This is a genomic window from Paraburkholderia sp. 2C, assembly GCF_054589215.1.
Genome location: NZ_BAAILL010000017.1, coordinates 31736 through 56781, shown reverse-complemented (window position 1 = coordinate 56781; position 25046 = coordinate 31736). Strand labels below are relative to the sequence as shown.

At 65.3% G+C, this 25046-nt stretch carries 21 protein-coding genes; 8 read left to right on the top strand and 13 right to left on the bottom strand.

What is annotated here, in order from left to right; translation table 11 throughout:
- Positions 1–4: 4 nt before the first annotated feature.
- Complete coding sequence (locus ACYPXD_RS04840; protein ID WP_459708091.1) at positions 5–1072, top strand: 2-aminoethylphosphonate aminotransferase; 1068 nt, start codon at positions 5–7, stop codon at positions 1070–1072.
- Between the two features lie 177 nt (positions 1073–1249).
- Here ACYPXD_RS04840 and msrA read toward each other — a convergent pair whose 3' ends face one another.
- From msrA to ACYPXD_RS04825, 3 genes are all read right to left on the bottom strand, one after another.
- On the bottom strand, positions 1250–2008 hold the full coding sequence (msrA, locus tag ACYPXD_RS04835; protein ID WP_459708089.1) for a peptide-methionine (S)-S-oxide reductase MsrA: 759 nt from the start codon (positions 2006–2008) through the stop codon (positions 1250–1252).
- A 25-nt stretch (positions 2009–2033) separates the two neighbouring features.
- Complete coding sequence (locus ACYPXD_RS04830; protein WP_459708087.1) at positions 2034–3887, bottom strand: cytochrome c biogenesis protein DipZ; 1854 nt, start codon at positions 3885–3887, stop codon at positions 2034–2036.
- Between the two features lie 284 nt (positions 3888–4171).
- Entirely contained in the window at positions 4172–5083 is a 912-nt protein-coding gene (locus ACYPXD_RS04825; protein WP_459708085.1) for a LysR family transcriptional regulator, read from the bottom strand.
- A gap of 116 nt (positions 5084–5199) precedes the next feature.
- Here ACYPXD_RS04825 and ACYPXD_RS04820 point away from each other — a divergent pair, with 116 nt between their 5' ends.
- From ACYPXD_RS04820 to ACYPXD_RS04810, 3 genes are all read left to right on the top strand, one after another.
- Positions 5200–6366, top strand: coding sequence for a mandelate racemase/muconate lactonizing enzyme family protein (locus tag ACYPXD_RS04820; protein ID WP_219800724.1), 1167 nt, complete (start codon positions 5200–5202; stop codon positions 6364–6366).
- A 294-nt stretch (positions 6367–6660) separates the two neighbouring features.
- Entirely contained in the window at positions 6661–7986 is a 1326-nt protein-coding gene (gene dctA / locus ACYPXD_RS04815) for a C4-dicarboxylate transporter DctA (RefSeq protein WP_459708082.1), read from the top strand.
- A gap of 211 nt (positions 7987–8197) precedes the next feature.
- On the top strand, positions 8198–9742 hold the full coding sequence (locus ACYPXD_RS04810; RefSeq protein ID WP_459708079.1) for a methyl-accepting chemotaxis protein: 1545 nt from the start codon (positions 8198–8200) through the stop codon (positions 9740–9742).
- A gap of 87 nt (positions 9743–9829) precedes the next feature.
- Here ACYPXD_RS04810 and ACYPXD_RS04805 read toward each other — a convergent pair whose 3' ends face one another.
- Positions 9830–10306, bottom strand: coding sequence for an outer membrane lipoprotein (locus tag ACYPXD_RS04805; protein WP_459708077.1), 477 nt, complete (start codon positions 10304–10306; stop codon positions 9830–9832).
- Between the two features lie 447 nt (positions 10307–10753).
- Between ACYPXD_RS04805 and ACYPXD_RS04800 the strand changes: the two genes are divergently transcribed.
- Positions 10754–11680, top strand: a complete 927-nt coding sequence (locus ACYPXD_RS04800; RefSeq protein ID WP_459708075.1) for a MipA/OmpV family protein — start codon at positions 10754–10756, stop codon at positions 11678–11680.
- Here ACYPXD_RS04800 and ACYPXD_RS04795 read toward each other — a convergent pair.
- Positions 11664–12536: a hypothetical protein gene (locus ACYPXD_RS04795; protein WP_459708073.1), complete on the bottom strand. Its 873-nt coding sequence runs from the start codon at positions 12534–12536 to the stop codon at positions 11664–11666. The two genes, ACYPXD_RS04800 and ACYPXD_RS04795, sit on opposite strands and share 17 nt — an antisense overlap.
- Before the next feature lie 143 nt (positions 12537–12679).
- Between ACYPXD_RS04795 and ACYPXD_RS04790 the strand changes: the two genes are divergently transcribed.
- Positions 12680–13273 (top strand): GNAT family N-acetyltransferase, encoded by a 594-nt coding sequence (locus ACYPXD_RS04790; RefSeq protein WP_459708071.1) that lies wholly within the window; start codon positions 12680–12682, stop codon positions 13271–13273.
- Between the two features lie 138 nt (positions 13274–13411).
- Here the strand turns inward: ACYPXD_RS04790 and ACYPXD_RS04785 are convergent, their stop codons facing one another.
- From ACYPXD_RS04785 to ACYPXD_RS04760, 6 genes are all read right to left on the bottom strand, one after another.
- Entirely contained in the window at positions 13412–13564 is a 153-nt protein-coding gene (locus ACYPXD_RS04785) for a hypothetical protein (protein WP_175111667.1), read from the bottom strand.
- Positions 13565–13778: 214 nt separating this feature from the next.
- Positions 13779–14501 (bottom strand): PIG-L family deacetylase, encoded by a 723-nt coding sequence (locus ACYPXD_RS04780; RefSeq protein ID WP_459708068.1) that lies wholly within the window; start codon positions 14499–14501, stop codon positions 13779–13781.
- Positions 14502–14810: 309 nt separating this feature from the next.
- Positions 14811–15404, bottom strand: a complete 594-nt coding sequence (locus ACYPXD_RS04775) for a nucleotidyltransferase family protein (RefSeq protein ID WP_459708066.1) — start codon at positions 15402–15404, stop codon at positions 14811–14813.
- A gap of 91 nt (positions 15405–15495) precedes the next feature.
- Entirely contained in the window at positions 15496–17727 is a 2232-nt protein-coding gene (locus tag ACYPXD_RS04770; protein ID WP_459708064.1) for a xanthine dehydrogenase family protein molybdopterin-binding subunit, read from the bottom strand.
- On the bottom strand, positions 17724–18773 hold the full coding sequence (locus ACYPXD_RS04765; RefSeq protein WP_459708062.1) for an FAD binding domain-containing protein: 1050 nt from the start codon (positions 18771–18773) through the stop codon (positions 17724–17726). Before ACYPXD_RS04765 ends, ACYPXD_RS04770 begins: the two co-directional genes overlap by 4 nt.
- A 10-nt stretch (positions 18774–18783) precedes the next feature.
- Positions 18784–19578, bottom strand: coding sequence for a 2Fe-2S iron-sulfur cluster-binding protein (locus tag ACYPXD_RS04760; protein ID WP_459708060.1), 795 nt, complete (start codon positions 19576–19578; stop codon positions 18784–18786).
- Between the two features lie 717 nt (positions 19579–20295).
- On the opposite strand from ACYPXD_RS04760, the gene ACYPXD_RS04755 reads away from it, so the two are divergent.
- Positions 20296–20745 carry a DUF4148 domain-containing protein gene (locus tag ACYPXD_RS04755; RefSeq protein WP_459708058.1) on the top strand — a complete coding sequence of 150 codons (450 nt, stop codon included), beginning with the start codon at positions 20296–20298 and terminating at the stop codon, positions 20743–20745.
- A gap of 326 nt (positions 20746–21071) precedes the next feature.
- Positions 21072–22007: a LysR family transcriptional regulator gene (locus tag ACYPXD_RS04750; protein ID WP_459708056.1), complete on the top strand. Its 936-nt coding sequence runs from the start codon at positions 21072–21074 to the stop codon at positions 22005–22007.
- A gap of 14 nt (positions 22008–22021) precedes the next feature.
- On the opposite strand, the gene ACYPXD_RS04745 is transcribed toward ACYPXD_RS04750, so the two are convergent.
- Both ACYPXD_RS04745 and ACYPXD_RS04740 read right to left on the bottom strand, forming a co-directional pair.
- Positions 22022–23320 (bottom strand): aspartate carbamoyltransferase, encoded by a 1299-nt coding sequence (locus tag ACYPXD_RS04745; RefSeq protein ID WP_459708054.1) that lies wholly within the window; start codon positions 23318–23320, stop codon positions 22022–22024.
- Positions 23321–23493: 173 nt separating this feature from the next.
- The coding region (locus ACYPXD_RS04740; protein WP_459708052.1) for a putative bifunctional diguanylate cyclase/phosphodiesterase at positions 23494–25046 on the bottom strand (1553 nt) is incomplete at its 5' end.

Below are 25046 nucleotides of genomic sequence, written 5' to 3'. Positions count from 1 at the left end.
GTCGATGTTATTGCTGAATCCGGGCCCGGTGACGCTGAGCGCACGCGTGCGTAACAGCCTGCTGCAAACCGACCTGTGCCACCGCGAGAGCGAGTTTTTCGATTTGCAGGACGAAGCGCGCGCACGGCTGTTGCAGATCTACGGACTCGATCCTGCGCAATGGACCGCGGTGCTGATGACGGGTTCCGGCACCGCCGCGGTCGAGAGCATGGTGGCCGCGCTCGTGCCTGAGAACGGCAAGCTGCTGGTGGTCGAGAACGGCGTGTATGGCGAACGCATTTCCGCGATCGCGACGCAATACCGGATCGCGCAGACGGTGGTGAAGCACGAGTGGATGCAGGCGCCGGACATCGCGCGTATCGCGGCCGCGCTCGATGCCGATCGGTCGATCACGCACGTCGCGGCGATTCATCATGAAACGACGACGGGGCGGCTCAACGATCTGCGTGCGCTTGCCGCGGTATGCCGCGAGCGCGGCGTGCGCCTGCTTGTCGATGGCGTGAGCAGCTTCGGCGCGGAAGCGATCGACTTCGCCGATCCGACGATTGCCGCGGTGGCGGCGACGGCAAACAAGTGTTTGCATGGCGTGCCGGGCGCGGCGTTCGTGATCGTGCGGCGCGATGCGCTCGAGGTGGCGGCCAGCCGTACTTACTATCTCGACCTCGGGCGGCTTGCGCGGCTGCAGGATCAGCGCAATACGCCGTTTACGCCGTCGGTGCATGCGTACTACGCGCTCGTCGAAGCGCTGCGCGAGCTCGCTGATGAAGGCGGGTGGACCGCCCGCCATGCGCGCTATGCGGCGCTTGCCGAGCAGGTGCGGGCGGGGCTGGCCGCGCGCGGGATGGCGAGTGTGTTGCCGGCCGATCAGTCGTCGGTGGTGCTGCGCGCGTACCGGCTGCCGGATGGCGTGTCGTATCCGCAGTTGCACGATGCGCTGAAGGCGTGCGGATTCGTGATCTATGCGGGGCAGGGCGGGCTGTCGGCGGAACTGTTCCGGATTTCGACGATGGGCGATATCCATGCGGCGGATATCGAGCGGTTGTTGCAGGGGTTTGATGGGTTGGTGAAGTAGTAGACGACACTCCCGTCCTGGGTAACCGACTGAATATTTCCGATATTCCGGAATTAAGCGTGGTTTACTCACGCAACGGCCCATAGTTCCGATATTCCGGAAATATGGGCCGTTTGATTTGATGTGTCGATGTCGTCATGCATGGGCACGACATATCGGGCAAGACTTCAAAACTCCCTACGAAGCCGCCTTCACCAGCACCGGCTTATCCCGATACTGCGTCGGAAACAGCTTCTTCAGGTCCTCGACCTTCGGAATATCGTTGAACGCGATATACGGCTGATCCGGGTGCAGCGTCAGATAGTTCTGGTGATACGACTCAGCCGGATAGAACGTGCGATCCGGCTCGATCGTCGTCACGATCCTGTCCGCGAACACATGCGCGTTGCCCAGCTGCGCGATATACGCCTTCGCGATGCGCGCCTGGTCGGGCGTGGTCGGGAAGATCGTCGAGCGGTATTGCGTGCCGACGTCCGGCCCTTGCCGGTTCAACTCGGTCGGGTCATGCGCCACCGAAAAGTAGATCTGCAGGATGCGCCCGTAGCTGATCTGATGCGGGTCGAACGTCACGCGCACCGATTCCGCATGGCCCGTCGTGCCGGTGCTCACCGTCTCGTACTCGGCCGCCGATTGCGCGCCGCCGGTGTAACCCGACACCGCGCTCGTCACGCCTTTGACGTGCTGGAACACGCCCTGCACGCCCCAGAAGCAGCCGCCCGCCAGTACGACGGTTTCCGATGGCGGCGCATTCGCCGCCGTTTCGTCGACGGCCGGCGGCGGCACGCTATGCGCCTCGTCGGCGAGCACATGCCGTTGCGTCAAGCCGATACCCGCCACGAGCGCGGCGAGCAGCGCGACAAACGGCAAGCGGCGCCGCACACCTCGCGTAACGGCCGCGCCCGTGCGCAGAGGTTGTTGAGGAACTTCGTTCTTCATGGTCTTCTCCGTGATGAAGCAGGGATCAACCGAACGTGAACGCATACGCGCGCACGCCCGGGTCGAGAAAGCGGATTTCAAACGTATGGTCGGTAATCGTGCCGCTCTGGCGGACCAGTTGATACAGACGCTGCGTCGTCACCGTGCCGTTGCCGTTCGCGTCGGTATCGCTGCCGTGATTCGCGCCCGGCGCCTTGCCGTCGATCGTCACCTGGAAGCGCACCGGCTGTCCGTTCGCCGTCGGTCCGAGCACAAGGTGCAGATCGCGCGCATGGAAGCGGAACGCAATCGCGCCGCCGGGCTGAACGAGATCGGTATGCTCGGCGCCGAGCGTCCACGTGCCGTCGAGCGCCCAGTCGTTCAGGCCCAGACCGTTGCCGAGCGTATAGCGGTGCGGTTTGTCCAGCACCGGTTCGCCCGGCGACGCGAAATTCGTCGCGCGGTCGTAGCCGACGTAGGTTTCCGGCGACTGGATGTCGGCTATCTCCGGCGCCGCTTCCGCGCCCGTGCCGTTGTCCTTCACCATGCCGCCCGGCAGATTGTGCGCGCCGGCCTCGGTCAGCAGTTGACGGATCACCTGTTCGGAGCCCGCATAGTCGCCTTCGCCAAAATGATGCGCGCGAATCCGGCCTTGCGCATCGACGAAGTAATCCGCGGGCCAGTACTGGTTGTTGAACGCGCGCCAGATCGTGTAGTTGTCGTCGATCGCCACAGGGAAGTTCACTTTCAGGTCCTTCACCGCGCGGCTCACATTGCCGACGTCCTTTTCGAAGGCGAACTCGGGCGTGTGCACGCCGATCACCACCAGCCCCGCGTCCTTGTATTTGTCGGCCCACGCTTTCACGTACGGCAGCGTGCGCAGGCAGTTGATGCACGAGTACGTCCAGAAGTCGACGAGCACGACCTTGCCGTGCAATTGCGCGGCACTGAGCGGCGGCGAGTTCAGCCACTGGACCGCGCCGTCGAGCGACGGCAGCGTGCCTTCGACCGGCAGCGGCGCGGGGCTGCCCGGCTGGGCCGCTTGCGCCATTGCCTGCGAGCCGGCTGCGTTTGCCGTGTCGGCCGACGACATGGACGTCGCCGGCGCAGCCTCGTTCCCCGCGGCCGCCGATGGCACATTGGCCGCCGTCATCGCGCCTTGCGCGCCATTCTTCGCGCCGTGGAAACGATCCAGCACGCGCTGTTCGAGGCTATTGGTGCCCGCAAGCGACAGATGCGTCAGAAAGCCCGTGTCGGCATGCGCCGCAATCGCCGCGACACCCGCGAGCACCGCCACGCCGAGCCCGCGCTTGACCCACTCGCTGATATGAAGCGACTTCTTCATCGCCGTGAACATCTTGCCGCCGACCACGAGCGCGAGCGCAAGCGAGGTCGCCGCGCCTGCCGCATACGACATCAGCAGCAACGAGGTATGCACGCTCGCGCCTTGCAGCGCGGCGCCGGTCAGGATCAGACCGAGAATCGGGCCCGCGCACGGCGCCCACAGCAGGCCCGTCGCGACGCCGAGCAGCAGCGACGCCCAGATGGTCGACTGTTTGTCGGTGCCTTGCGCGGTCTCCGAAAGCCGCGCGCCGAGCGCGACGAGCGGCCGCGTCATCGAGTCGGACAGCTTCGGCAGCAGCAGCGTGAGGCCGAACAGCGCCAGCACGACGAGCGCCGCGATACGGCCATACTGGTTCGCGGCAACCGCCCAGCCGCCGCCGACCGCGGCCAGCGCGCCGACCGCGCTGAAGGTCGCGGCCATGCCGGCCAGCAGCGGCAGGCTGCTTTGCAGAAACGGCTTGCCCGTGCGCGCGAACACGAACGGCAGAACCGGCAGGATGCAGGGGCTGACAATGGTTAGCACACCGCCTAACCATGCAATCAGAAACGGAATCATCTTTGGCGACCTCGGTAAGCGATGCGCGCGCCGCATTCCGGCGCTCGTCCTGTCGGTGCGCGGCGATCCCGGCACGAGGCGGCATCGGTGCGATCGACAGTTCCTTTCATCGGGCAAACACCGTTTCGCGCTAGTTATTCCCCGATACATCGCTTGGTCGCGTCACGCCGGCGAAAATGACAGTTGCGGCGGGCGCACGGATCGGCTTCTGACGATGCGCGCCTTCCTGGGTGGTGGCTCCGCGCCGGGCTCGATCGGCTCGCTGCGCCGGCTTCGCTATGCCGTTACCGGCCTTTTCTCGCCGGCGGCTCGAATTGCGCCACGAGGAAGTCGATAAACGCGCGCACGCGCGCCGCCTGGTTTTGCCGGCTCGGGTAGTACACGAACAGATCGGCGTCCGGCAGCACGAAATCGGGCAGCACGACGCGCAGCCGGCCGCTTTTCACATACTTTTCGAGGTCCCACTCGGAGCGGATCAGGATGCCGTGGCCGTCCAGCGCCCAGCCGAGCACGATGTCCCCGTCATTGCTCGACAACATGCCGTGCACCTTGACCGCTTCGCTGTGCTGCTCGCGCACGAAGCGCCAGATGCCGTAAGCGTCATCGTTTTGCCGGTGCACGATGCAGCGGTGGTGCGCCAGATCGGCCACCTTGTGCGGGGTGCCGTGGCGCTCCAGGTAGGCCGGCGACGCGCATAAAAAACGCCGGTTCGACATGATGCGTCGCGCGTTGAGGCGCTGATCGGGTAATTCGCCGAAGCGGATGGCCAGGTCGAACGCGTTTTCGATCAGATCGATCGGCCGGTCCGTCACCTCGAACTGCACTTCGACTTCCGGGTAAGCCTTCGCGAACTTCGAGACGACCGGCGCGATGGTGGTGCGGCCGAAACCGAGCGAGGCGTTCACGCGCAACAAACCGCGCGGCGCGGCGCCGTGGCTCGACACCGCGTCTTCCATTTCCTGCACCTGCGCAAGGATGCGCGCCGCGTGCTGCAGGTAGATCTCGCCTTCCGCCGTCAGGCTGACCGTGCGCGTGGTGCGGTTGACGAGCCGCACGCCGAGTTTTTCCTCCATCTGGGCGAGGCGCCGGGTCGCCGCGGGCGGCGTCAGATCGAGCGCGCGGGCCGCTGCGGAGAGGCTTTCGTGGCGCGCCAGCAGCACGAAAAACTCGAGGTCGGAATTAATGTCGGTTTTCACTGAAACTGAATTATCAATTGAATATTGCTGAATTCTAACGCGCGCCGCCGGACGTAATCTTTCGACTTTCAAACGTCGTATGCACCGGCAGCGTGCAGGATTTCTGGAGACTCCGAATGAAGATCGTCGAGATTCGCGAAAAGACATTTCCTATTAGTTCGTCGATTCGCAATGCCTATATCGACTTCAGCAAGATGACGCTGAGCTGCGTCGCCGTGATCACCGACGTGATCCGCGATGGCAAGCCGGTGGTCGGTTTCGGCTTCAACTCGAACGGCCGCTACGGTCAGGGCACGCTGATGCGCGAGCGTTTCATCCCGCGCATCATGGCAGCGGACCCCGCGTCGCTCGTCGACGACAAGGGCACGAACCTCGATCCGCACAAGATCTGGGCCACGATGTTCACGAATGAAAAGCCGGGCGGCCATGGCGAGCGCTCGGTGGCGATCGGCACGATCGATATGGCGATCTGGGACGCGGTCGCGAAGATCGAAGGCAAGCCGCTCTTCCAGCTGCTCGCGGACCGTTACGGCAACGGCGTGCCGGACCGCAAGGTGTTCGTCTACGCGGCGGGCGGCTACTACTACCCGGGCCAGGATCACGAGAAGCTGAAGGACGAGATGCGCAGCTATATCGACCGCGGCTACACGGTCGTGAAGAAGAAGATCGGCGGCGGCTCGCTCGACGAAGATCTGCGCCGTATCGATTCGATCCTGTCGGTGCTCAAGGACGGCCAGAAGCTCGCCGTCGACGCGAACGGCCGCTTCGACCTCGACACGGCGGTGCGCTACGCGAAGGCGCTCTCGCAATACGACCTGTTCTGGTACGAAGAGCCGGGCGATCCGCTCGACTTCGAACTGCAGGCGACGCTACGCAATTACTACGACAAGCCGATGGCGACCGGCGAAGACCTGTTCTCGATGCAGGACGCGCGCAACCTGATCCGCTACGGCGGCATGCGCTCGGATCGCGACTGGCTGCAATTCGACTGCGCGCTGTCGTACGGTCTCGTCGAATATCTGCGCACGCTCGACATGCTGCACGAGCACGGCTGGTCGCGTAAGCGCTGCATTCCGCACGGCGGCCACCAGATGTCGCTCAATATCGCGGCGGGTCTCGGCCTCGGCGGCAACGAGTCGTATCCGGATCTGTTCCAGCCGTTCGGCGGCTTCCCCGATGGCGTGAAGGTCGATAACGGTTACATCACGATGCCGGATCTGCCGGGTATCGGCTTCGAAGGCAAGCGCGATCTGTATCAGCAGATGCAAACCCTGCTCGCGTAATCGCGCAGGTGGGAAAGGGCCGTTTGTCCGTCTGCATAAGGAGTGCAGCGGGCAAGCGGCTTCGTCGTTACAACGGGGATCTCGGAGACAACCGGAAACACGATGGGCGCGAGCGCTCCGTTGTCATGTTTCACCGGTACGCTGGCGGCTTTTTCGGGGCCGTGGCAAACCGCCAGAGCAGTTGCGCAGGCCGAGCTACTCAAGGTAAGTGCTAAAGCGCTGACCTTGAGCAGCCCGGCATGGGACCAGAGTAAGCGCTGAAGCACTCACGCTGGTCGACACAGGAGACCTAAGATGCGACTCAAGCAGACTCTTTCGAAGCTCTACGTGCAGGTGTTGATCGGCATCGCGATCGGCATTCTGCTCGGGCATTTCAATCCCGATGTCGGCGCGCAGATGAAGCCGCTCGGCGACCTGTTCATCAAGCTGATCCGGATGCTGCTCGCGCCGATCATCTTCGCCTCGGTGGTGGTCGGCATCGCGCGCATGAACGACATCCACGAAGCCGGGCGCGTCGGCGTCAAGGCGCTGCTCTATTTTGAAATCGTGTCGACCTTCGCGCTCGCGATCGGTCTGGTCGTGGTGAACCTGATGAAGCCGGGCGTCGGCATGAACGTCGATCCGTCGCATATCGACGGCGCGGCGATCGCGGCCTATACGCACGCGGCGAAAGAACATGGCGCGATAGCGTTTCTGACGGGCATCGTGCCATCGACGGTGGTCGGCTCGTTCGCGAACGGCGACATGCTGCAGATCATCTTCTTCTCGGTGCTGTTCGCGATCGCGCTGGCGAGAATGGGCAAGCGCGCCGATCCGTTCGTCGACATGCTCGACACATTCCTGCACGGCATGTTCGGTGTGGTGCGTATCGTGATGTATGTCGCACCGATCGGCGCATTCGGCGGCATCGCGTTTACGGTCGGCAAATACGGCATCGGTACGCTCAGGCAGTTCGGTGAACTGATGCTGTGCGTGTATCTGACGTCGGTCGTGTTTATCGTCGTGATTCTCGGCGTGATCATGCGCATGTGCGGACTGTCGCTCTGGAAGTTCCTGCGCTATATCAAGGATGAAATCCTGATCACGTTCGGCACGGCGTCCACCGAAGCGGTGCTGCCGCAGATGCTCGTGAAGATGGAGCAACTCGGCTGCCGCAAGTCGGTCGTCGGCATGGTGCTGCCGACCGGTTACACGTTCAACGCGGACGGCACGTCGATCTATCTGACGATGGCGGCGATCTTCGTCGCGCAGGCGATGAACATTCATCTCTCGCTCGAAGACCAGTTGATCGTGCTCGGCGTGCTGCTGTTCACCTCGAAGGGTTCGGCGGGGGTGGCGGGTGCCGGCTTCGTCGCGCTGGCGGCGACGCTGGCGTCGATGCATCAGATTCCGGTTACGGGTCTGGTGCTGCTGCTTGGCGTCGACCGCTTCCTGAACGAAGCGCGCGCGGTGACGAATCTGATCGGCAACGGCGTCGCGACGCTCGCGGTGGCGCGCTGGGAAGGCGCGCTCGATCGTACGACCGCGCTGGCCGTGCTCGATGGACGAATCGATCCGGATACCCACGACGGTTCGCCGCAGACGGTCGGATACGACTCGGTGACGGCGCAAGGCCGTTGACCGCGGCGCGAGTGCCTTGCTGGCAGCACCGTGACCGGTCTTTCACAGACCGGTCACGAACTTCGTCGATACGCTTCAGCGCAAACGATTTTTTTCGCTGAAAGCCTCAAGTTTGGCGTGACAGTGCCGTTGTATTCAGCGATAGACCCGGTAGCGTTTCGATGATTCGATCAGCGCCCGGTTCGTCCAAAAACAACTCATCTGGTCAATCATGTTTTCACGCCTCTCGATTTCTGCCCGGCTTTGGGCCACTACTGCGATTCTCGGCGTTCTGATCATTGCACTCGGTCTGCTTGCGCAATTCGGCATGCAGGATCTGAGCGGCGATCTGGACTACGCGTATTCGAACCAGCTTGCTTCGTCGATCGCGCTGGCCAAGTCGAATCTGAATCTGACGATCACGCGCACGACGCTCGATCGGGCGATGCTGCACCCCGAAGCGCCGGACGCGCCCAAGCTCATCGACAAGGCCGCGGACTATCTCGCGATTTCCGACCAGGCATGGAAGGACTACAACGCGCTGCCGCATGAAGCCGAAGAGCAGAGTCTTGCCGACGCGGCGAACGCGGCGCGCAACGCGATCGTGCAGAATGCGCTGCTGCCGTTGATGGAGGCGATGAGGAAGGGCGACAACAAGACCGCCGACGACATCGCGATGAACGTCATCATCAAGTACACGGTGCCGCTCGCGAAGTCGTGGGACGCGCTTCAGCAATGGAAGCTCGAGCGCGGCAAGCGCGCGTTCGACGAGGCGCAGAGCCAGTTCCGCGTGCTGCGCATGGTCGGCCTGGTGCTGATCGTGGTCGGCATGGGCGCCTGCGTGCTGTGCGCGAATGGCCTGAACCGCTCGATTTCGCGGCCGCTCGTCACCGTGCTCGAGCAGTTGCGCCGGATCGCGAGCGGCGATCTGACGGGCCGCTTCGACGTGCATTCGCACGACGAGATGGGCAAGCTCGTCGAAGGGCTGAAGACGATGCAAGGCGGCCTCACGGATACGGTCCGCAAAGTCACGCACAGCTCCGAATCGATCGTCAGCGCGACGCGCCAGATCGCGGCGGGCAACAGCGATCTGTCGCAACGCACCGAAGAGCAGGCCGCTTCGCTCGAAGAAACGGCAGCGAGCATGGAGCAGCTGACGGCAACCGTCAAACAGAATGCCGATAACGCGCGTCAGGCTCAGGATCTGGCCGGCAAGGCAAACGTCATCGCCGGACGCGGTGCGACGGTGGTCGGCGACGTCGTCGAGACGATGGGCAGCATCGATCGCAGCTCGCAGAAGATCGCCGATATCACGGGCGTGATCGAAGGCATCGCGTTCCAGACCAATATCCTCGCGCTGAATGCGGCGGTCGAGGCGGCGCGCGCGGGCGAAGAGGGCCGCGGCTTCGCGGTGGTCGCGGGCGAAGTGCGCAGCCTCGCGCAGCGTTCGTCGGCGGCGGCCAAGGAAATCAAGGAACTGATCGGCGACTCGGTCGAGCGCGTCAATGCGGGTGCGCGCCTCGTCGGCACGGCGGGCGAGACGATGGAAGAGCTGCGCCAGTCGATCTCGCACGTGACCGCGATCATGGACGAAATCGCGGCAGCCTCCGAAGAGCAGCGCGACGGCATCGAGCAGGTCAATCGCGCGGTGACGCAGATGGATCAGGTGTCGCAGCAGAACGCGGCGCTCGTCGAAGAAGCCGCTGCAGCCGCTGCCGCACTCGACGAGCAGGCGCATTCGCTGCGTAACGCGGTGTCGGTGTTCCAGCTCGCTTGAGCGGCGCCATGCCGTTTGCGGCTATCGCGGCTATCGCGGCTGTCGCGGCGCCGCGCCAGCCGCTGTTCCTGTTCTCAGGTTGCGCAATCAGTACGTGACGCGTGTGATGCCGTCGCTCGACAGCAGGCGCACGCGTTCGCCGGGACGGAACATGCCGTCGTCGGTGTTTTGCGTGATCGCGCGCCACGTGCCGTCGTCGAGGCGCACGGTGATTTCCTGACCGTGCTGCTGCGCGAGCTTGTGCTGCGCCTCGCTGCCGGCGACCGCGCCCGCGACGCCGCCGAGCACACCCATCAGCAGCGAGCCGTGTCCGCGGCCGATCGCGCTGCCCGCCACCCCTCCCAAAAGACCGCCGCCGAGTGCGCCCAGCACGCCGGGCTGCCCGTTGTTCGCGTCGATCGTCACGTTGCGCACGTTTTCGACGGTGCCCGTGCGAATCGTTTCTTCGCGCTGCGTCTGCGCCGCGCCATAGATGCCGGGTGAACCGGCGGGCGCCGCGCAGCCGGAGAGCGCGAACGCGCAGATCAGTGACGAGGTGCCGGCGATAACCAGAGAGCGTTTCATTTTTTCCCCTTGTTGCGCATCGGTGCCACCCGGTTTGGGCGCGTGCCCTGCGCTCGATTGACGATTGCAGGTTAGCGGCGCTGAATGAGCCCACAATGAGCGAGCCGGGGAGGGACAGGCCGGCAGCGCGGCTCGCCCGCGAGGGGACGGGGCCGGAGCGCGGCGTCGCGGCGAAGCCGGCCTGAATGACGCACAGTGGCGAAGCAATAGACGGCCGCACGCAACGAGTGGTGGAACACCGTTTGCTATCGCATGCATGGCTGCGAATTTACGCAGTAGATTTTGCTCAGTGTGTAGCCAACGGCCGCGCGGCAGGCGGCACGAACGCACGCTGACATGCTCGCTCACCCCAATCCCGGCCCGCCGCACGCCGGACCGCCGTCGCCGTCGCCTTCGCAGGCGGACGGCGGCCGTTGCAGGCGCGGCCGGGACTCAACTAACCAGAAGATGGGAGGCGTTGTGGCGTCAAACAAAAGGACCGGCCGGCTTGAGACGAAGAGGCGCGGCAAGAACAGGCGCAGTCTGAGAGTGGGCAATGCCGCAATCTGGGCCACGGCGAGTGCGGCCGCCGCCGCGCTGGCGGCGCCGGGCGCCTATGCACAAACGCCGTCGCCGCTCGGCGAGTGGCAGTACTCGGCGGGCATCCCGCTCGAGAAGCTGTATGAGCCGAAGCTCCCGACCTGGGAAACGCGCGTCGGCGCCGGCATGACCTTCGAGCCGCGCTATGACGGCTCGTCGCGCTATCACATTCTCGCGGGGCCGAGCCTCGATATCCGCTACAAGGACCTCGCGTTTCTTTCGACCGGCGAGGGCCTCGGCGTCAACGTGCTGCAGGGCCAGAACTGGCGCACGAGTATCGCCATGGTGTACGACCTCGGTCGGCGCTCCCACGACGATCCGCAGCATCTGAACGGACTCCCCAATATCAACCCGGCGCCCGAGATCAAGCTCGCGGGCGAGTATGTGATCTCGAAGGAATTTCCGTTGACGTTCCGCACGGCGATCACGCGCAGCCTCGGCGGGTCGAACGGCTGGATTCTGGACCTCGGCGCCTATATGCCGATGCCGGGCAGCTCGGAGTCGTTCTTCTGGTTCGCCGGGCCTTCCGTGACCTTTGCCGATTCGACCTATATGAACAGCTGGTTCGGCGTGAATGCCGCGCAGTCGGCTGCGTCGGGCTTGCGGCAGTACGATGCGAGCGCGGGCCTCAAGTCGGCGGGCTTCGGCATCACGATGATCTGGTTCGTCAACAAGCACTGGTTCGTCACGGCCGACGGCGCCATCAAACGGCTGCTCGGCAGCGCGGCGAATAGCCCGATCATCCAGACGAAGACGGGCGGCGTCTGCGATATCTCGCTCAACTATCAGTTCTGATGCCCGTGCCATGCCCGGCGCTCGAGGTGGCCGGGCGCGGGTGCGTGGCTTCATCAGCAGCGCGGGCGCGTGACTTCGTCAGCCGCTTTGTCAGTCCCTGGACCAGGACGGCCAATGCGGCCGCTTGCGCGAAGGCCGCGAAGGCCGGTTCGCGCGTCAGCGCAAACGACAGAAAGAGGCAGAACGCACCGAACGAGAAGCGGCCGGCGACCATGCCGCGCAGCAAGGCGATCACGAACGCCGGACCGTGCGCGCGGTGCGACGCTACCGACAGCACCACACCCATCAGCGGAAACACCGCGAGCAGGCCGCTCCAGCCCGCGCCGAGCCGTCCCGACAGCGCGGTGACGATCAACGTGAGCGCGATGCCCGCAAGCATCCGGCCCGCGAGGTCGATGCGCGTGAGCGGCGCGCCTTTCGCGAGCGCGCGGCTGTTCGGCAGGAACGCATTGCCGAAGCCCACGCCGAGCGCCGCCGCGGCGAGCGCCCAGGCGGTCGATGCGGGCCAGGCGAAAGCGGGGGACGTGTTCGAGGCGCCGGGCAGCAGCGCAAGCGCATTCGCGCAGGCGAACCACGCGGCGAGTCCGGCCGCGAGCGCCACGCGCCAGTTCGCGACGCGGCAGGTCCATGCGTAGCCGAAATTGAACGCCTCCGACGCGAGGATCGCCGCCAGCGACAGCGTAGCCGCTTGCGCACCGAACGAGGCACCGTGCTGCAGCACGAGCAGGTAGAGAATCGGGCCGGCCACGACGGGCAAGCCGGCGAGCCATCCGGCGATCGCCGGTCCCCACCATTTGCCCGACATCGAAACGATCAGCAGGAACGAGGGAACCAGCGTGAGCTTGAGAGCAAGCATGTCGAACGCGCGGATTGTAAAGCCGGAGTATACCTGTCGGGGATGCGTCGCCCGGTAACCGGTGTGCATGCCGGCACGCCCCGTGCACACCGAACGGCGATACGACCCGAACCAACCCGAACCCGCCAGCAGGTTGAGCAACCATGCTTCCAGACTCTTTGCGCGTCGTGACGATCGACGCGCCCGGCGATCTCGATGCGGCTACTGCCGCGATCGTGCTCGCGAATATCGAAGACCCGGTCGTGCGCTGGATTTTCGACACGCCGCTGCGCATGATGACCTATGCGACGCAACTGTTTCGGGTGCTCGTCACGCATGCGTTCGAGTCGGCCGCGTTGCAGCGGACCGACGACGGCCTCGCGGTTGCATGCTGGCGGCCGCCCGGCGTCCGCCACGACGACGGCGCGATCGCCGCGATTCTGCATGAGGGCTGCGCGCCGGAGAAGCTCGAGGCGTTCGGCGGCATCGCCGCGCAACTCGAACGCTACGAACCGAAGGGACCGTTCTGGTATCTGTCGGCGCTCGGCGTCGATCCGATCGGCCAGAACCGCGGGCGCGGCGCGTTGCTGTTGCAGGCGCGTCTCGCTCAATGCGATGCGGCGCATCTGCCCGCGTATCTGTGGTCGTCCAACGAGCGCAATGTGCCGTTCTATGAACGGCACGGCTTCGAAGTGCAGACGATGCTGCGTGTGAGCACCTGTCCGCCGATGATTCCGATGGTGCGCCACGCACGCTAGGCCGCGATGGGCCGCCATCGGTCGCGATAGGTCCCGATCGCTCCGCATAAGCGGCAACGCGCCGCAACAGCCGCAACAGCCGCAACAGCCGCAACAGCCGCAACAGCCGCAACAGCCGGCGGCAAGGATCCGGCGCGGCTACACCGGATCCTTATCGGGCGGTCCTTCGGGACGCTGCGGTTCATCGTTGTGATGGCCGGGCGACGGCGGCGTCAGCGGGTCGCCTTCAGGGTCGCGCGTCGGGTCGGCGAGGGGTTCGGGAATCGGAGCGGTGTGGATGCGGCAAATCATGGCGTTACCTCGTGCTTGCCTTGTATCACGTAGCGAAATGCGGGCAGGAACGCCGGCCGCATGGTTGAACGATGTCCGACGCGCTTTCCTGCAACAGATAGCGTAGGCCATAAGGGTCGAGCCTGCTCGCGCTTCGCTCGAAGGGCCGGCACGCATTGCGCGCCAAGCGCCGCGAGCGGCGGCCCGAAACCGCGGCAAGCCGCAACCCGCATGTTTATCGGCCGCGGCGATGTTCGCCGGCCGAGCGCCGTGCCGTATCGAGCCGCCAGTAGCGTTCGCCCGCAAATACGTCCGCGTAACCTTCGGGGCCGAATGCGTGCAACTGGCTCGTGTACGCGCTGATCGCTTCGCGCTTCATCAGCGCCTGACGCTCGCCGTCGAGCGTATGGTCGGCGGCCGGATGCGCGGGCGTCGCGACGATGCCGCGCTTCGCAAGGTCGATCAGACGTTGCTGCACGAGCCCCGGCATCGGGCGGTAGATCGCTTCCTCGTACGCGAACCACGTCAGATGCGAGAGCCGCGGCAGGATTTCGCAGCACGCGTCGAACACGAGGCGGTGATCGGCGTGAAACAGCCCAAGCGGCATCAGCAGTGTGTCGGCGGTCGAGCCGTAGATCATTTCCTCGAGCGCGGCGGCAAGCTTGCCGATCGACGGTGAATCGAGGTACTGCGCATCGCGAAACGGCAGCCGTACCGGTATCGCATCGAGCACCGCCAGCGCGTTGTTATCTTCGATCGTGCGCGCGTGGACCGATTCGTACGCGCCGGTAAAGCCCGCCTTCGTATCCCATTCGGTACACATGTCATGCTCGGGCGGCGCCGCGAACACGGTACAGACGGCGGCATCGGGAGAGGTGGCGAGCAACGCGCCGCAACTGAACACGGCGTCGTCGAAATGCGGGGATACGACAAAGAGACGCGGATTGGTTTCGCTCATGGATTTGTGACTGGACGGGACTCGCCGGGTGGTGAGGCGGCGGCGACCATCGTGGCGCTGCACGGCCGCGGCCTTTCACCAGCTTAGATGCAAAACCGGTACATTGCGTCGGGTTTTATCGCCCGAGATTGCCGGATTGCACGGAACAGGCGCAAGCATTGTGCCTGTGACGGTCGGAATGGCCGCGCCCGGCCACGGTCGGAAAACGCGGCGTCGCGGCGTCGCGGCGTCGCGGCTTCGCGGCTTCGCGGCTTTACGGCCTCGCGGCCTCGCGGCCTCGCCGGTTAGCGGGTTAGCGGGTTAGGCGGCTTACGCGGGTAGTTTGCGCAGATCGTCGGGGGTGTCGACGTCGGTGAGCACGCCGGCGTCGTCGAGGTCGAGCCGCGTCACCGGATGCAGCGCGAACAGGGCGCGCGCGCCGGTATCGCCGTCGAGCGCGAGCAGTGCCTCGCGATGCGCGAAACCGAAGCCGGCCGGATGGCCGCGCTGCCCTCGGTAATACGGTGCGACGATCGATGCGCCGCCGTCGAGCGTGCGAGCGACCGCTTCGATCGTGGCGACGGCGATGCGCGGCATATCGGCCAGCGCGACGATCCAGCTTTCGGCGTCGTCGCTGGCCGCGACGCCGGCGGCGAGGCTCGCGCCCATGCCGCGTTCGGCGTCGGTCGAGAACACGACGTCGCAGCCGGCGTCGTTGAGCACGCGCGCGAGCGGGTCGGAGCCGGGCCGCACGACCGCGATCACGCGCGGCACGATAAGCAGCAGCCGATGCGCGGCTTCATGCGCGACCGGTGTGCCATCGGGCAGACGGGCAAGCAGCTTGTTATGGAGGCCGTCCGGATCGAAGCGCGATCCATAACCGGCGGCGAGCAGCACACCGGTAGCGAGCGACGCATAAGCCATGGGCGGCACCGGAAGAAGGGAATGAACCCGATTGTGCGGCGCAACCGGGCTCCCACGCAAGTCGCATAACGGCCTCGCAACGGCACGCGCGCTACGCGAAATGGCGCTGCGCGTCCGGCATCACCTTGTCGAGCGTGATCGGCAAGTCGCGCACGCGCACGCCGCTCGCGTGATAGACCGCGTTCGCGATCGCGGCCGGCACGCCCGTAATGCCGATCTCGCCGATGCCTCTGACGCCCAGCGAACTGATGTACGGGTCGGGCTCGTCGAGCATGACGACATCGAGCGCGTTGATGTCCGCATTGACCGGCACGTGGTACTCCGCGAGATTCGCATTGATGATGCGGCCGATCCGCGGATCGAGCGTGCTTTCTTCCTGGAGCGCCGCGCCGACGCCCCATACGATGCCGCCCATCAGCTGGCTGCGCGCGGTCTTCTCGTTGAGCACGCGCCCGATGTCGTAGACGGCCGTGACGCGTGCGACGCGAACCGTGCCGAGATCCGCGTCGACGTGCACTTCCGCGAATACGGCGCCGAACGAGTGAAACGAATAGCGCTGCCGCTCGTCGCCCGCTTTCGCGCTGGCGCTCGCCTCGATCGGCTGGCCGCCCGCGCGCGCGAGCACGGCGGCGGCCGGATCGCGTTTCGATGGATCCTTGCGGCTCACCACCCAGCCTTTCTCGACGGTCACATCCGCGATGTCCGTGCCGAACACCGGCGACGCCCTGTCGGCGAGGGCGAGCGCGATCAGCTTGTTGCGCACCTGCGTCGACGCGTCGCGCACGGCGGGCGAGACGCTCGCGGCGGAGCGCGAGCCGCCGGAGCCCGGCGCATTCGGCAGCGTCGAATCGCCGAGCGCAAAGCGGATGTTCTGCGTCTCGAAACCGAGGGCGTCGGCGGCGACCTGTGTCATCACCGTGTAGGTGCCGGTGCCGATGTCCTGCGTGCCGGATGCGACGAACGCGGTGCCGTCCGGCAGGATGCGCGCGATTGCCGATGCGTCGCTGCGGTTCGCCGGATAGGTCGCGGTCGCCATGCCCATACCGATCAGCGTATTGCCGGAGCGCATCGAACGCGGCGCGGGGCTGCGGCGCGACCAGCCGAAGCGTTGCGCGCCGATCTCGTAGCACTTGCGCAGCGCCTTGCTCGACCACGGTTTGCCTTCCTGAGGATCGACTTCCGCATAGTTTTTCAGACGCAGCGCGAGCGGGTCCATCTTCAGCGCGACCGCAAGTTCGTCTATTGCCGATTCGAGCGCGAACGAGCCCGTCGTTTCGCCGGGAGCGCGCATAAAGGTCGGCGTGCCGACGTTCAGTTGCACGAGGCGGTGCGTCGTAACCTGATTCGGCACGGCGTAGGACATTCGCGTGACCATACAGGAGGTCTCGGTCCAGTCTTCGATCATCGATGTGCTCGAGATGCTGTCGTGGCGCATCGCGGTCAGCGTACCGTCGGGCTTGGCGGCGAGCACGAAGTGCTGCTCGGTGCGCGGTCGCGCGCCGACCGGCCCGAACATCTGCGGCCGCTCGAGCGCGAGCCGCACAGGGCGTCCCGTTTGCTTCGCGGCCATCGCGCACAGCGTGACGTGCGACCACGACGAGCCCTTGCTGCCGAAGCCGCCGCCGATAAACGGCGAGATCACGCGCACGTTGTCGGGCGGCAGGCCGAGCGCTTTCGCGACCGCGACCTTCGCGCCGCTCACGCCTTGCGTCGAATCGTAGAGCGTCAGATGCGGGCCGTCCCACACGGCCATCGTCGCGTGCGGCTCCATCGGGTTGTGCGTTTCGAGCGGCGTGGTGTAGACCGCGTCGACGCGCACGGTGCCTTCGCGCAGGCCCGCGTCGAAATCGCCGCGCTGCGTGTCGGTTTGCCGGCCTTGCGGATTGTCGGGCGCATGCATGCGCGCTTTCGCCTGTGTGAAGTCGAGCGCCGCAGGCTGATTCTGATACGCGATGCGCAACTGATGCGCGGCGTCGGTCGCATGCTCGAGCGTGTCCGCGACAACTACCGCGACCGGCTCGTTGCTGTAATGCACCTGATTGTCCTGCAGCAGCGAAAGCCGCCGGCCCGCGGGCGGCGCGAAGCCCGCCTGGCCTTTTTGCGGGAGGCGCGGCGCGTTCTGGTAAGTCATGACGAGCAGCACGCCCGGCAGCGCCTGGGCGCGGCTCGTGTCGATCGACGCGATTGTGCCGTTCGCAATCGTGCTCGTGACGAGCACCGCGTGTGCGAGCCGCGCTTCGGGAAATTCGGCCGCGTAGCGGGCGCCGCCGGTGACCTTGAGCACGCCGTCGGTGCGATCGAGCGGGTAGCCGATCATGCTCATGCGACACCTCCCGCGCGGGCCACGGCCGCGTTGGAGGCCTGGCTGGAGGCTTGCCCGGTGGACGGGTTCGCGGCCTGCCTGACCGCGCGCATGATCGCGCGCTGCGCGAGTTCGATCTTGAACGCGTTGTCGCGCTGCGCACGCGCGCCGGCGACCGCGGCGGCGGCCGCTTCGCGCAAGTTCGCATCGGTCAGCGGACGGCCGTTGAGCGCCTGTTCCGCCGCGTTCGCACGCCACGGCTTGTGCGCGACGCCGCCGAGCGCGATGCGCGCATCTTTCACGGTATTGCCGTCCATCTGCAGCGCGGCCGCAACCGAGACCAGCGCGAACGCGTAGCTCGCGCGGTCGCGCACCTTCAGGTAATGCGCGTGATCGCTGAAGAGCGGCGGCGGCAGGTCTACCGCGAGTATCAGTTCGCCCGTTTGCAGCGTCGTATCGAGATCGGGGCGGTCGCCCGGCAGACGATGAAACTCGCCGATCGGCACCGCGCGCTCGCCGCTCGGGCCGCGCACGCGCACGACCGCGTCGAGCGCCGCGAGCGCGACGCTCATATCCGACGGATTCACGGCGATGCATTGCGGGCTCGCGCCGAGAATCGCGTGCGTGCGGTTCAGGCCTTCGAGCGCGGCGCAGCCGCTGCCGGGCAGGCGCTTGTTGCATTGCGCGAAGGCGGTGTCGTAGAAGTACGGGCAGCGCGTGCGCTGCATCAGATTGCCGCCGACGGTCGCCATATTGCGCAACTGCGGCGATGCGCCCGCGAGAAATGCTTGCGAAAGCAACGGGTAGCGTTCGCGCACGAGCGCGTGATTTGCCGCGTCGGTGTTGCGCGCGAGCGCGCCGATGCGCAGCCCGCCGTCGGGCAGCGTCGCGACCGTGTCGAGGCCGCCGATGCGCGTGATGTCGATCAGACGCATCGGCCGCGAGACGCCGCCTTTCATCAGGTCGAGCAGATTCGTGCCGCCGCCGATATACATCGAGCCTGGCTCCTGCGCGGAGCGTAACGCGCCGTTTACGTCGGCGGCGCGTTCATAGGAGATCGGGTCCATGAGCGCTCCGTTAGGCGTGAGTGGAGATGGGGTGGCGGACGAAACCCGCGGTATCGCTGCTGTCGTCATGACCGGTGCTGCTGCTTGCCGTGCCGCCGCCATTCGCCGCGCGCACGGCCGCGACGATGTTCGCATAGGCGCCGCAGCGGCAGATATTGCCGCTCATGCGCTCGCGGATCTCGTCATCGGTCAGTTGGGTCGGGCGGCGCCGCACGTCCGCGGTGACGGTGCTCGCCGTGCCGGCGCTGAATTCGCTCAGCATGGCGGTCGCCGAACACAGCTGGCCGGGCGTGCAGTAGCCGCACTGAAAGGCGTCGTGCTCGATAAACGCGCGCTGCAGCGGGCTTAGCGTGCCGCCTTGCGCGAGACCTTCGATGGTCGTGATCTTTTCGCCTTCATGCATGACGGCAAGCGTCAGGCATGCATTGATGCGGCGTCCGTCCGCGAGCACGGTGCACGCGCCGCATTGCCCGCGGTCGCAGCCTTTCTTGGTGCCCATCAGACCCGCGTATTCGCGCAGCGCGTCGAGCAGCGTTACGCGCGGTTCGAGCTGCAGCGTGTATTCGCGGCCGTTGATGTCGAGCTTGACCGGCCGCGCGGGAACGGGCGCGAGCTGCCGGGCCGTCGCGTCGCCCGCTTGCGCGGGTGGTGCGGGTTGCGTTTGCGCACGCAGATGCGGAGCGGCGCCGACGGTCGCGGCGGCCGCCGCCGATTGCAGGAACCGGCGGCGCGAGGAGTGGACTGGGGACGCGCCGTCGGCGTCGTTGCGCGCATCATTGTGGTCGAGAGCGTGATCCTTGAACATGGTGTTCTGCTTGCTCCAGGAAAGGCAGGAAAGGGGGTTGTGGACTCGCGAAGCATCGGACAGGTGGCGTCGAACGGCGAGCACGCGACGCGAAGCGATAGGCGATTGGAACCGGAACAGCAATTTCGATGCCCCGCGCACGACGAGCGAGATACGCAGCGTGTCCGATGTGCAATCGATATGAAAGCCGCGGCGGGCAACAGCGGAAGGACGAATACGGAAGCCGGAAACTGCACATGCTTCTACACAGCACGTTGCACGTAACAAAGTCAAAAGTAAATAGGCGCACCATAGTCTTGCGGGTTTGAAAGTCAAAGTTCACACGGAGCGTGCTTCATGACGGCCTTGTTAGACAGGGATGAAAAGAATGCGCCGCCGAAGGCAACACCGACCGCAGGCCGCGCTTGCGGGGGCATATATGCACGTTCTGTGTCTTGAATGCTGCATGTAGGGGGCCTATGGCCTTGTTGCGTAGGGGCTCGCATCTGGGCGTCGCATCTGGCGTCGCACCTGGCGTTGCATCTGGCGTCGCATTTGGCGTTATTGCACGCCGTCAAACCGGAGCGGCCCCGTCGAATCCGCCTCGCTCGCGTCAAAACCCGTGAGCCGATCGAGCAGTTTCATGAGCCGACGTGCCATTCACGCCTATCGGGCGTCCCCCTAAAGTTCAGTCCATGCCGTCGCAGACGGTACTCACCGAACTGAAGGGGATTTGCGATGAACCGCTTGAACAAGGCTCTGATCGTTGCTTCATTCGTTGTCTTCCCGCTGGTCGGCCATGCGGCCGACAACGCGCCGCTCACGCGCGCACAGGTTCGCGCCGACCTGATCGCGGCCGAACAGAATGGGACCTTTCCGCTGAGCAAGGTGCACTATCCGGAGCCCGGCTGGGATCCGTCGGCTGTCTATGTTGCGAACAGGGCCGCGCAAAAAATGGCGCGGGATGCGGCGAACAACGAGACCGCCAATGCGGATGTCAAAGCGGAAGCCAGCGCGGAAGCCAGCGCGGAAGCCAGCGCAAATGCCAACGCGAATGCCAACGCGAATGCCAACGCAGCGGCGTCGGCGTACGGCGGTTCGAGCGCCGGCAGCTCCGAGGCGGGGGCGCGCTTCGATAGCGCCGATCTTGGGCGGGCGCATTCGGTGAACCTGTATCGCCATCACTGAGGCTGCGCTCATGCAGAGGCAGGCAAGCGCCTGTGCGCGTCGATTCGTGATGCGAACGAGACGGCCGCTACGACGCTGTATCGGCTCTGCACCCGTGTCATTCGTGTTGCGACGTGAACGTGTTTCCTCGACGCGCTAAATAATATGCGCAACGGCTGAGACAGGGTTGATAGGTGAATCCATGTCAACTCTGTCATGAATGGAAGCCCGATTGTTATTGCGGCTTGGTTCCGTAAAATTCACGTCGCATCAGACCAGCAATCTGCTAACGATGCCGAAGCCTGCTCGACGCAATGAGAGGCTTTCGCCGATTTGTTGAGGACGAGATGGATTTGTCTGCCGTTGAGGCGTTTGTGCGTGCCGCTGAGGCCAGGAGTTTTACCGGCGCAGCCAAACAGATGGGGTTGACGGCTTCCGGCGTCAGCAAGGCGGTCAGCAGGCTCGAATCGCAAACCGGTGTCGTGCTGTTGCATCGCTCGACGCGAAGCGTCGGGCTCACCGCGGAAGGGTCCGTATTCTTCGACAGATGCCGCGAGATTCTCGCCGGCCTCAAGGATGCGGAAGCGGCCTTGCAACAGTCCGCTCAAGTGCCGTCCGGCCGTTTGCGGATCGCCGCGCCGATGGCATTCGGCCGGTCGATCCTGATGCCCGCGCTGGTCGCGTTCAAGCGGCAGTTTCCCGATATCACGATCGAAACGAGCTTCTCGGATGTGATGCAGGACATCATCGAGGAGGGCTTCGATATCGCGGTGCGCATCGGCGATTTGCCGTCGAGCCGTCTGATTGCGCGCGAGGTCGGCTTCGTGCACTGGGTGGCATGCGCGAGTCCCGAGTATCTGAACGAGCACGGCCGGCCTCGGACTCCTGACGATCTCGCGCAACACGATTGCGTGGCCTATATGTCGCCCGATACGCGGCGCTGCCGCGACTGGCACTTCACGTCGGACAGCCGTGACTGGACCGTGCGCGTCGGCGATTCCGCGCGCCAGGTCGTGGACCAGTGCGACGCGCTGATCGACGCGGCGCTCGCCGCTTCGGGTATTGTCTATGTGCACAGCTATATCGCCGCCGACCATTTGCGCACGGGCAGGCTCGAGCGCGTGCTCGACGGTTACAACACGCCGAGGCGCACGATTCACATCATCTATCCGACCTTGAGGCAGCTTTCGCCGAAGGTCCGCTCGTTCGTCGACTTCGCGGTGGAGGCGATCGCCGGTTGCAACGCGTTGTATCGGCCCAGCATGGAACTCGACGCGGCGTGACGCACGCCCGGCCGTCAGTCGATGCCGTGAAACACCGCGTCGTCCGGGCCGAGATACGCAGGCGGGCGCCATGCGGCGTCGCGCATCGAGTGCTGCACGAGCGTCTCGACCCCGAGCAGCACCGCGAAGATCGCCATGCGCACCGGAATGCCGTTGTCGGTCTGCCGGAAGATCGCGAGCCGCGAATCGTGATTGAGGTCGGTGCTGAGATCGTTCGCACCGGGGCGACTGTCGCGCGGCAGCGGGTGCATGATCAGCGTGTCGGGCCCGCACGTGCTGTCGACGAGCGCCTGGTTGATCTGGAAATCGGGCGTGTAGCCTTCGAACGATTCGTCGGTGAAGCGTTCTTTCTGGATGCGCGTCGCGTAGACGACGTCCGCGCCGCGCAGGCCGTTTGTCAGGTCGTGCGTCTGCTCGATCACGTGGCCGTTGCGCGAAATCTGCTCGACGATATACGCCGGCATGTCGAGCATCGGCGGCGAGATCAGCGTGAACTTGATGCCGCGGTAAAGCGCGAGCAGCTTCACGAGCGAATGCACGGTGCGCCCGTACTTGAGATCGCCGACCAGCGCGATATGCGCTCCGTCGACAATTTTCCCGAGACGCGAGAACTCGCGCTGGATCGTGTACAGATCGAGCAGCGCCTGGCTCGGGTGTTCGCCGGGCCCGTCGCCGCCGTTGATCACGGGCACGTTGGTCGCGCGCGCGAATTCGGCCACCGAGCCTTGCTCCGGGTGGCGGATCACGAGCGCGTCGACATAGCCGCTCATCACGCGGCTCGTGTCGTAGATCGACTCGCCTTTGGCCATCGACGAAAACGTGAAGCCCGTCGTGTCGCACACTGAACCGCCGAGCCGGCAGAACGCCGCGCCGAAGCTCACGCGCGTGCGCGTGCTCGCTTCGAAGAACAGGTTGCCGAGCACGGCGCCTTCGAGCACGCGCGAGATTTTCCGGCGGCGTGCAATGGGCTGCATGATGTCCGCGACGCGGAACAGCGCCTCGACCGAATCGCGCGAAAACTGGTCGACCGACAGCAGCTGCGGCTTGCCTTCGAACAGGATCTGGCTTGCCAGCGTCGGGCGCCGCGAGTCTACGCTTTGCGTATATCCTTCGGGGGCGTCGCCGCTGACGACGATTTCCGAGACGAAACGCTCGACGATTTCCGGCATCGCGCGCGATTCCTGCGAGTCGTCGGGCAGAAGCCACGTGTCGAGGGCGCGGCGCGATACGCCGATGCGGCTGGCAAAGCCGTCGCGCGTCAGATTCATGCGACGCATCGCATCGCGCAGGAAGGCTTGTTGCGGAACGCTCATTCGGGCACCTCGTCCGGTCGGACCGTGGTTGAGATTGTTGTCAGCGGATATACGCGATGCGTATATTAATGCGCGGACGCCCGAAGTCAAGAAAATATTAAGGAAGCCGCCGCGGTTTCCCTGGCGCTCCCGGAATGTGCCGGCGTATCCCAGCGTTTTGCGCCGTTTGCGGCTCAGTTCAGCAGCGCCGACGCGCCGGGAGTGGTGCGCGTCTGCTGGTGCATCAATGCGCCGAACGCGTCGGCGGTCAGCGGCCGGCCGAGCAGGAAGCCCTGCATTTCGTCGCACTGCATGTCTTTGAGCTTGTCGTACTGCGACTTCGTTTCGACGCCTTCGGCGACCACGTCCATTTCGAGCGAGTGCGCGAGCGCGATGATGGCCGACACGATCGCCTGGCCTTCGTGGCCGTTGTCGTCGAGGCCGTTCGTGAAGAAGCGGTCGATTTTCAGCTGCTTGACGCGAAAGCGCTGCAGGTACGCGAGGCTCGAATAGCCGGTGCCGAAGTCGTCGATCGAGATTTCGAAGCCCGCTTGCTGGAACTGGTGAATCGTCGCGATCGTCTTCGGTGCGTCCTGCATCGCGACGCTTTCGGTGATTTCGAACATCAGTTGCGCGCACGCCACCTGTTCGGCGCGCGTGATATCGAGAATCGTCGGCACGAGTTCGGGCTGGATCAGCTGGCGCGGCGACAGGTTGACCGCGACTTTCATCGGCGGCAGGCCGGCCGCTTCCCAGCGCCGGATCTGGCGGCACGTTTCGCGCACCACCCAGTAGCCGATCTGCACGATCTGGCCCGAGCGCTCGGCGATCGGAATGAAGTCGACCGGCGCGAGCTGGCCGAATTCCGGATGATCGAGCCGCAGCAGCGCTTCGGCGCCCGCGACCTCGCCATTGTCGCTGCGGAATTTCGGCTGGAAGTGCAGCGAGAAATAGCCCTTGCCGAGGCCGTCGTGCAACGCGCGCTGGATTTTCAGCGTGCGCATCGCGGCCTCGTTCATGTGCGCTTCGAAGAAGCGGTAAATGCCGCGGCCTTCGCGCTTCGCTTCGTACATGGCGGCGTCCGCATGGCGCAGCAGCGCGTCGACGCTGTCGCCGTCCTGCGGAAACAGCGCCACGCCGATGCTCGGCATGACCTGCAGCGCCTGGCCTTCGGCGACGATGCCGTCGCGCATGCGCGCGAGCACGCCGTCGGCCATCTGCGCGGCGTCCTGTGCCGAAGTGAGTTCTTCGGCCAGTATCACGAACTCGTCGCCGCCGAGACGCGCGACCGTGTCCGCCGCGCGCACGCATTGCAGGAGGCGCAGCGCGAATGCCTTCAGCACTTCGTCGCCGAACGCGTGGCCGAGCGAATCGTTGATCGTCTTGAAGCCGTCGAGGTCCATAAACAGAATCGCGAACGGCTTGTGGCGGGCTCGCGAAACGTCGATCGCGCGCCCGATCCGCCCGGTCAGCGAACTGCGATTCAGAAGACCGGTGAGCGTATCGTAGGTCGCGAGGCGCACGATCTGGTTGTTGAGCGTCGAGACCGAGCCCGCGAGCAGCGTCGCGCGCGCATCGAAGCGCGACAGCAGCAGCGTGACGACGAGAATCGCCAACGTGAACAGAATGACCGTGGTCGCCAGCCACTGCGCGTGCTCGCCCGCGATCACGCTCGGGTTCGCGCCTTGCACGGCGCCGCAGATCGCGCCCGGCGCGAAGTCGGCGGCGGCCATGCCCGTATAGTGCA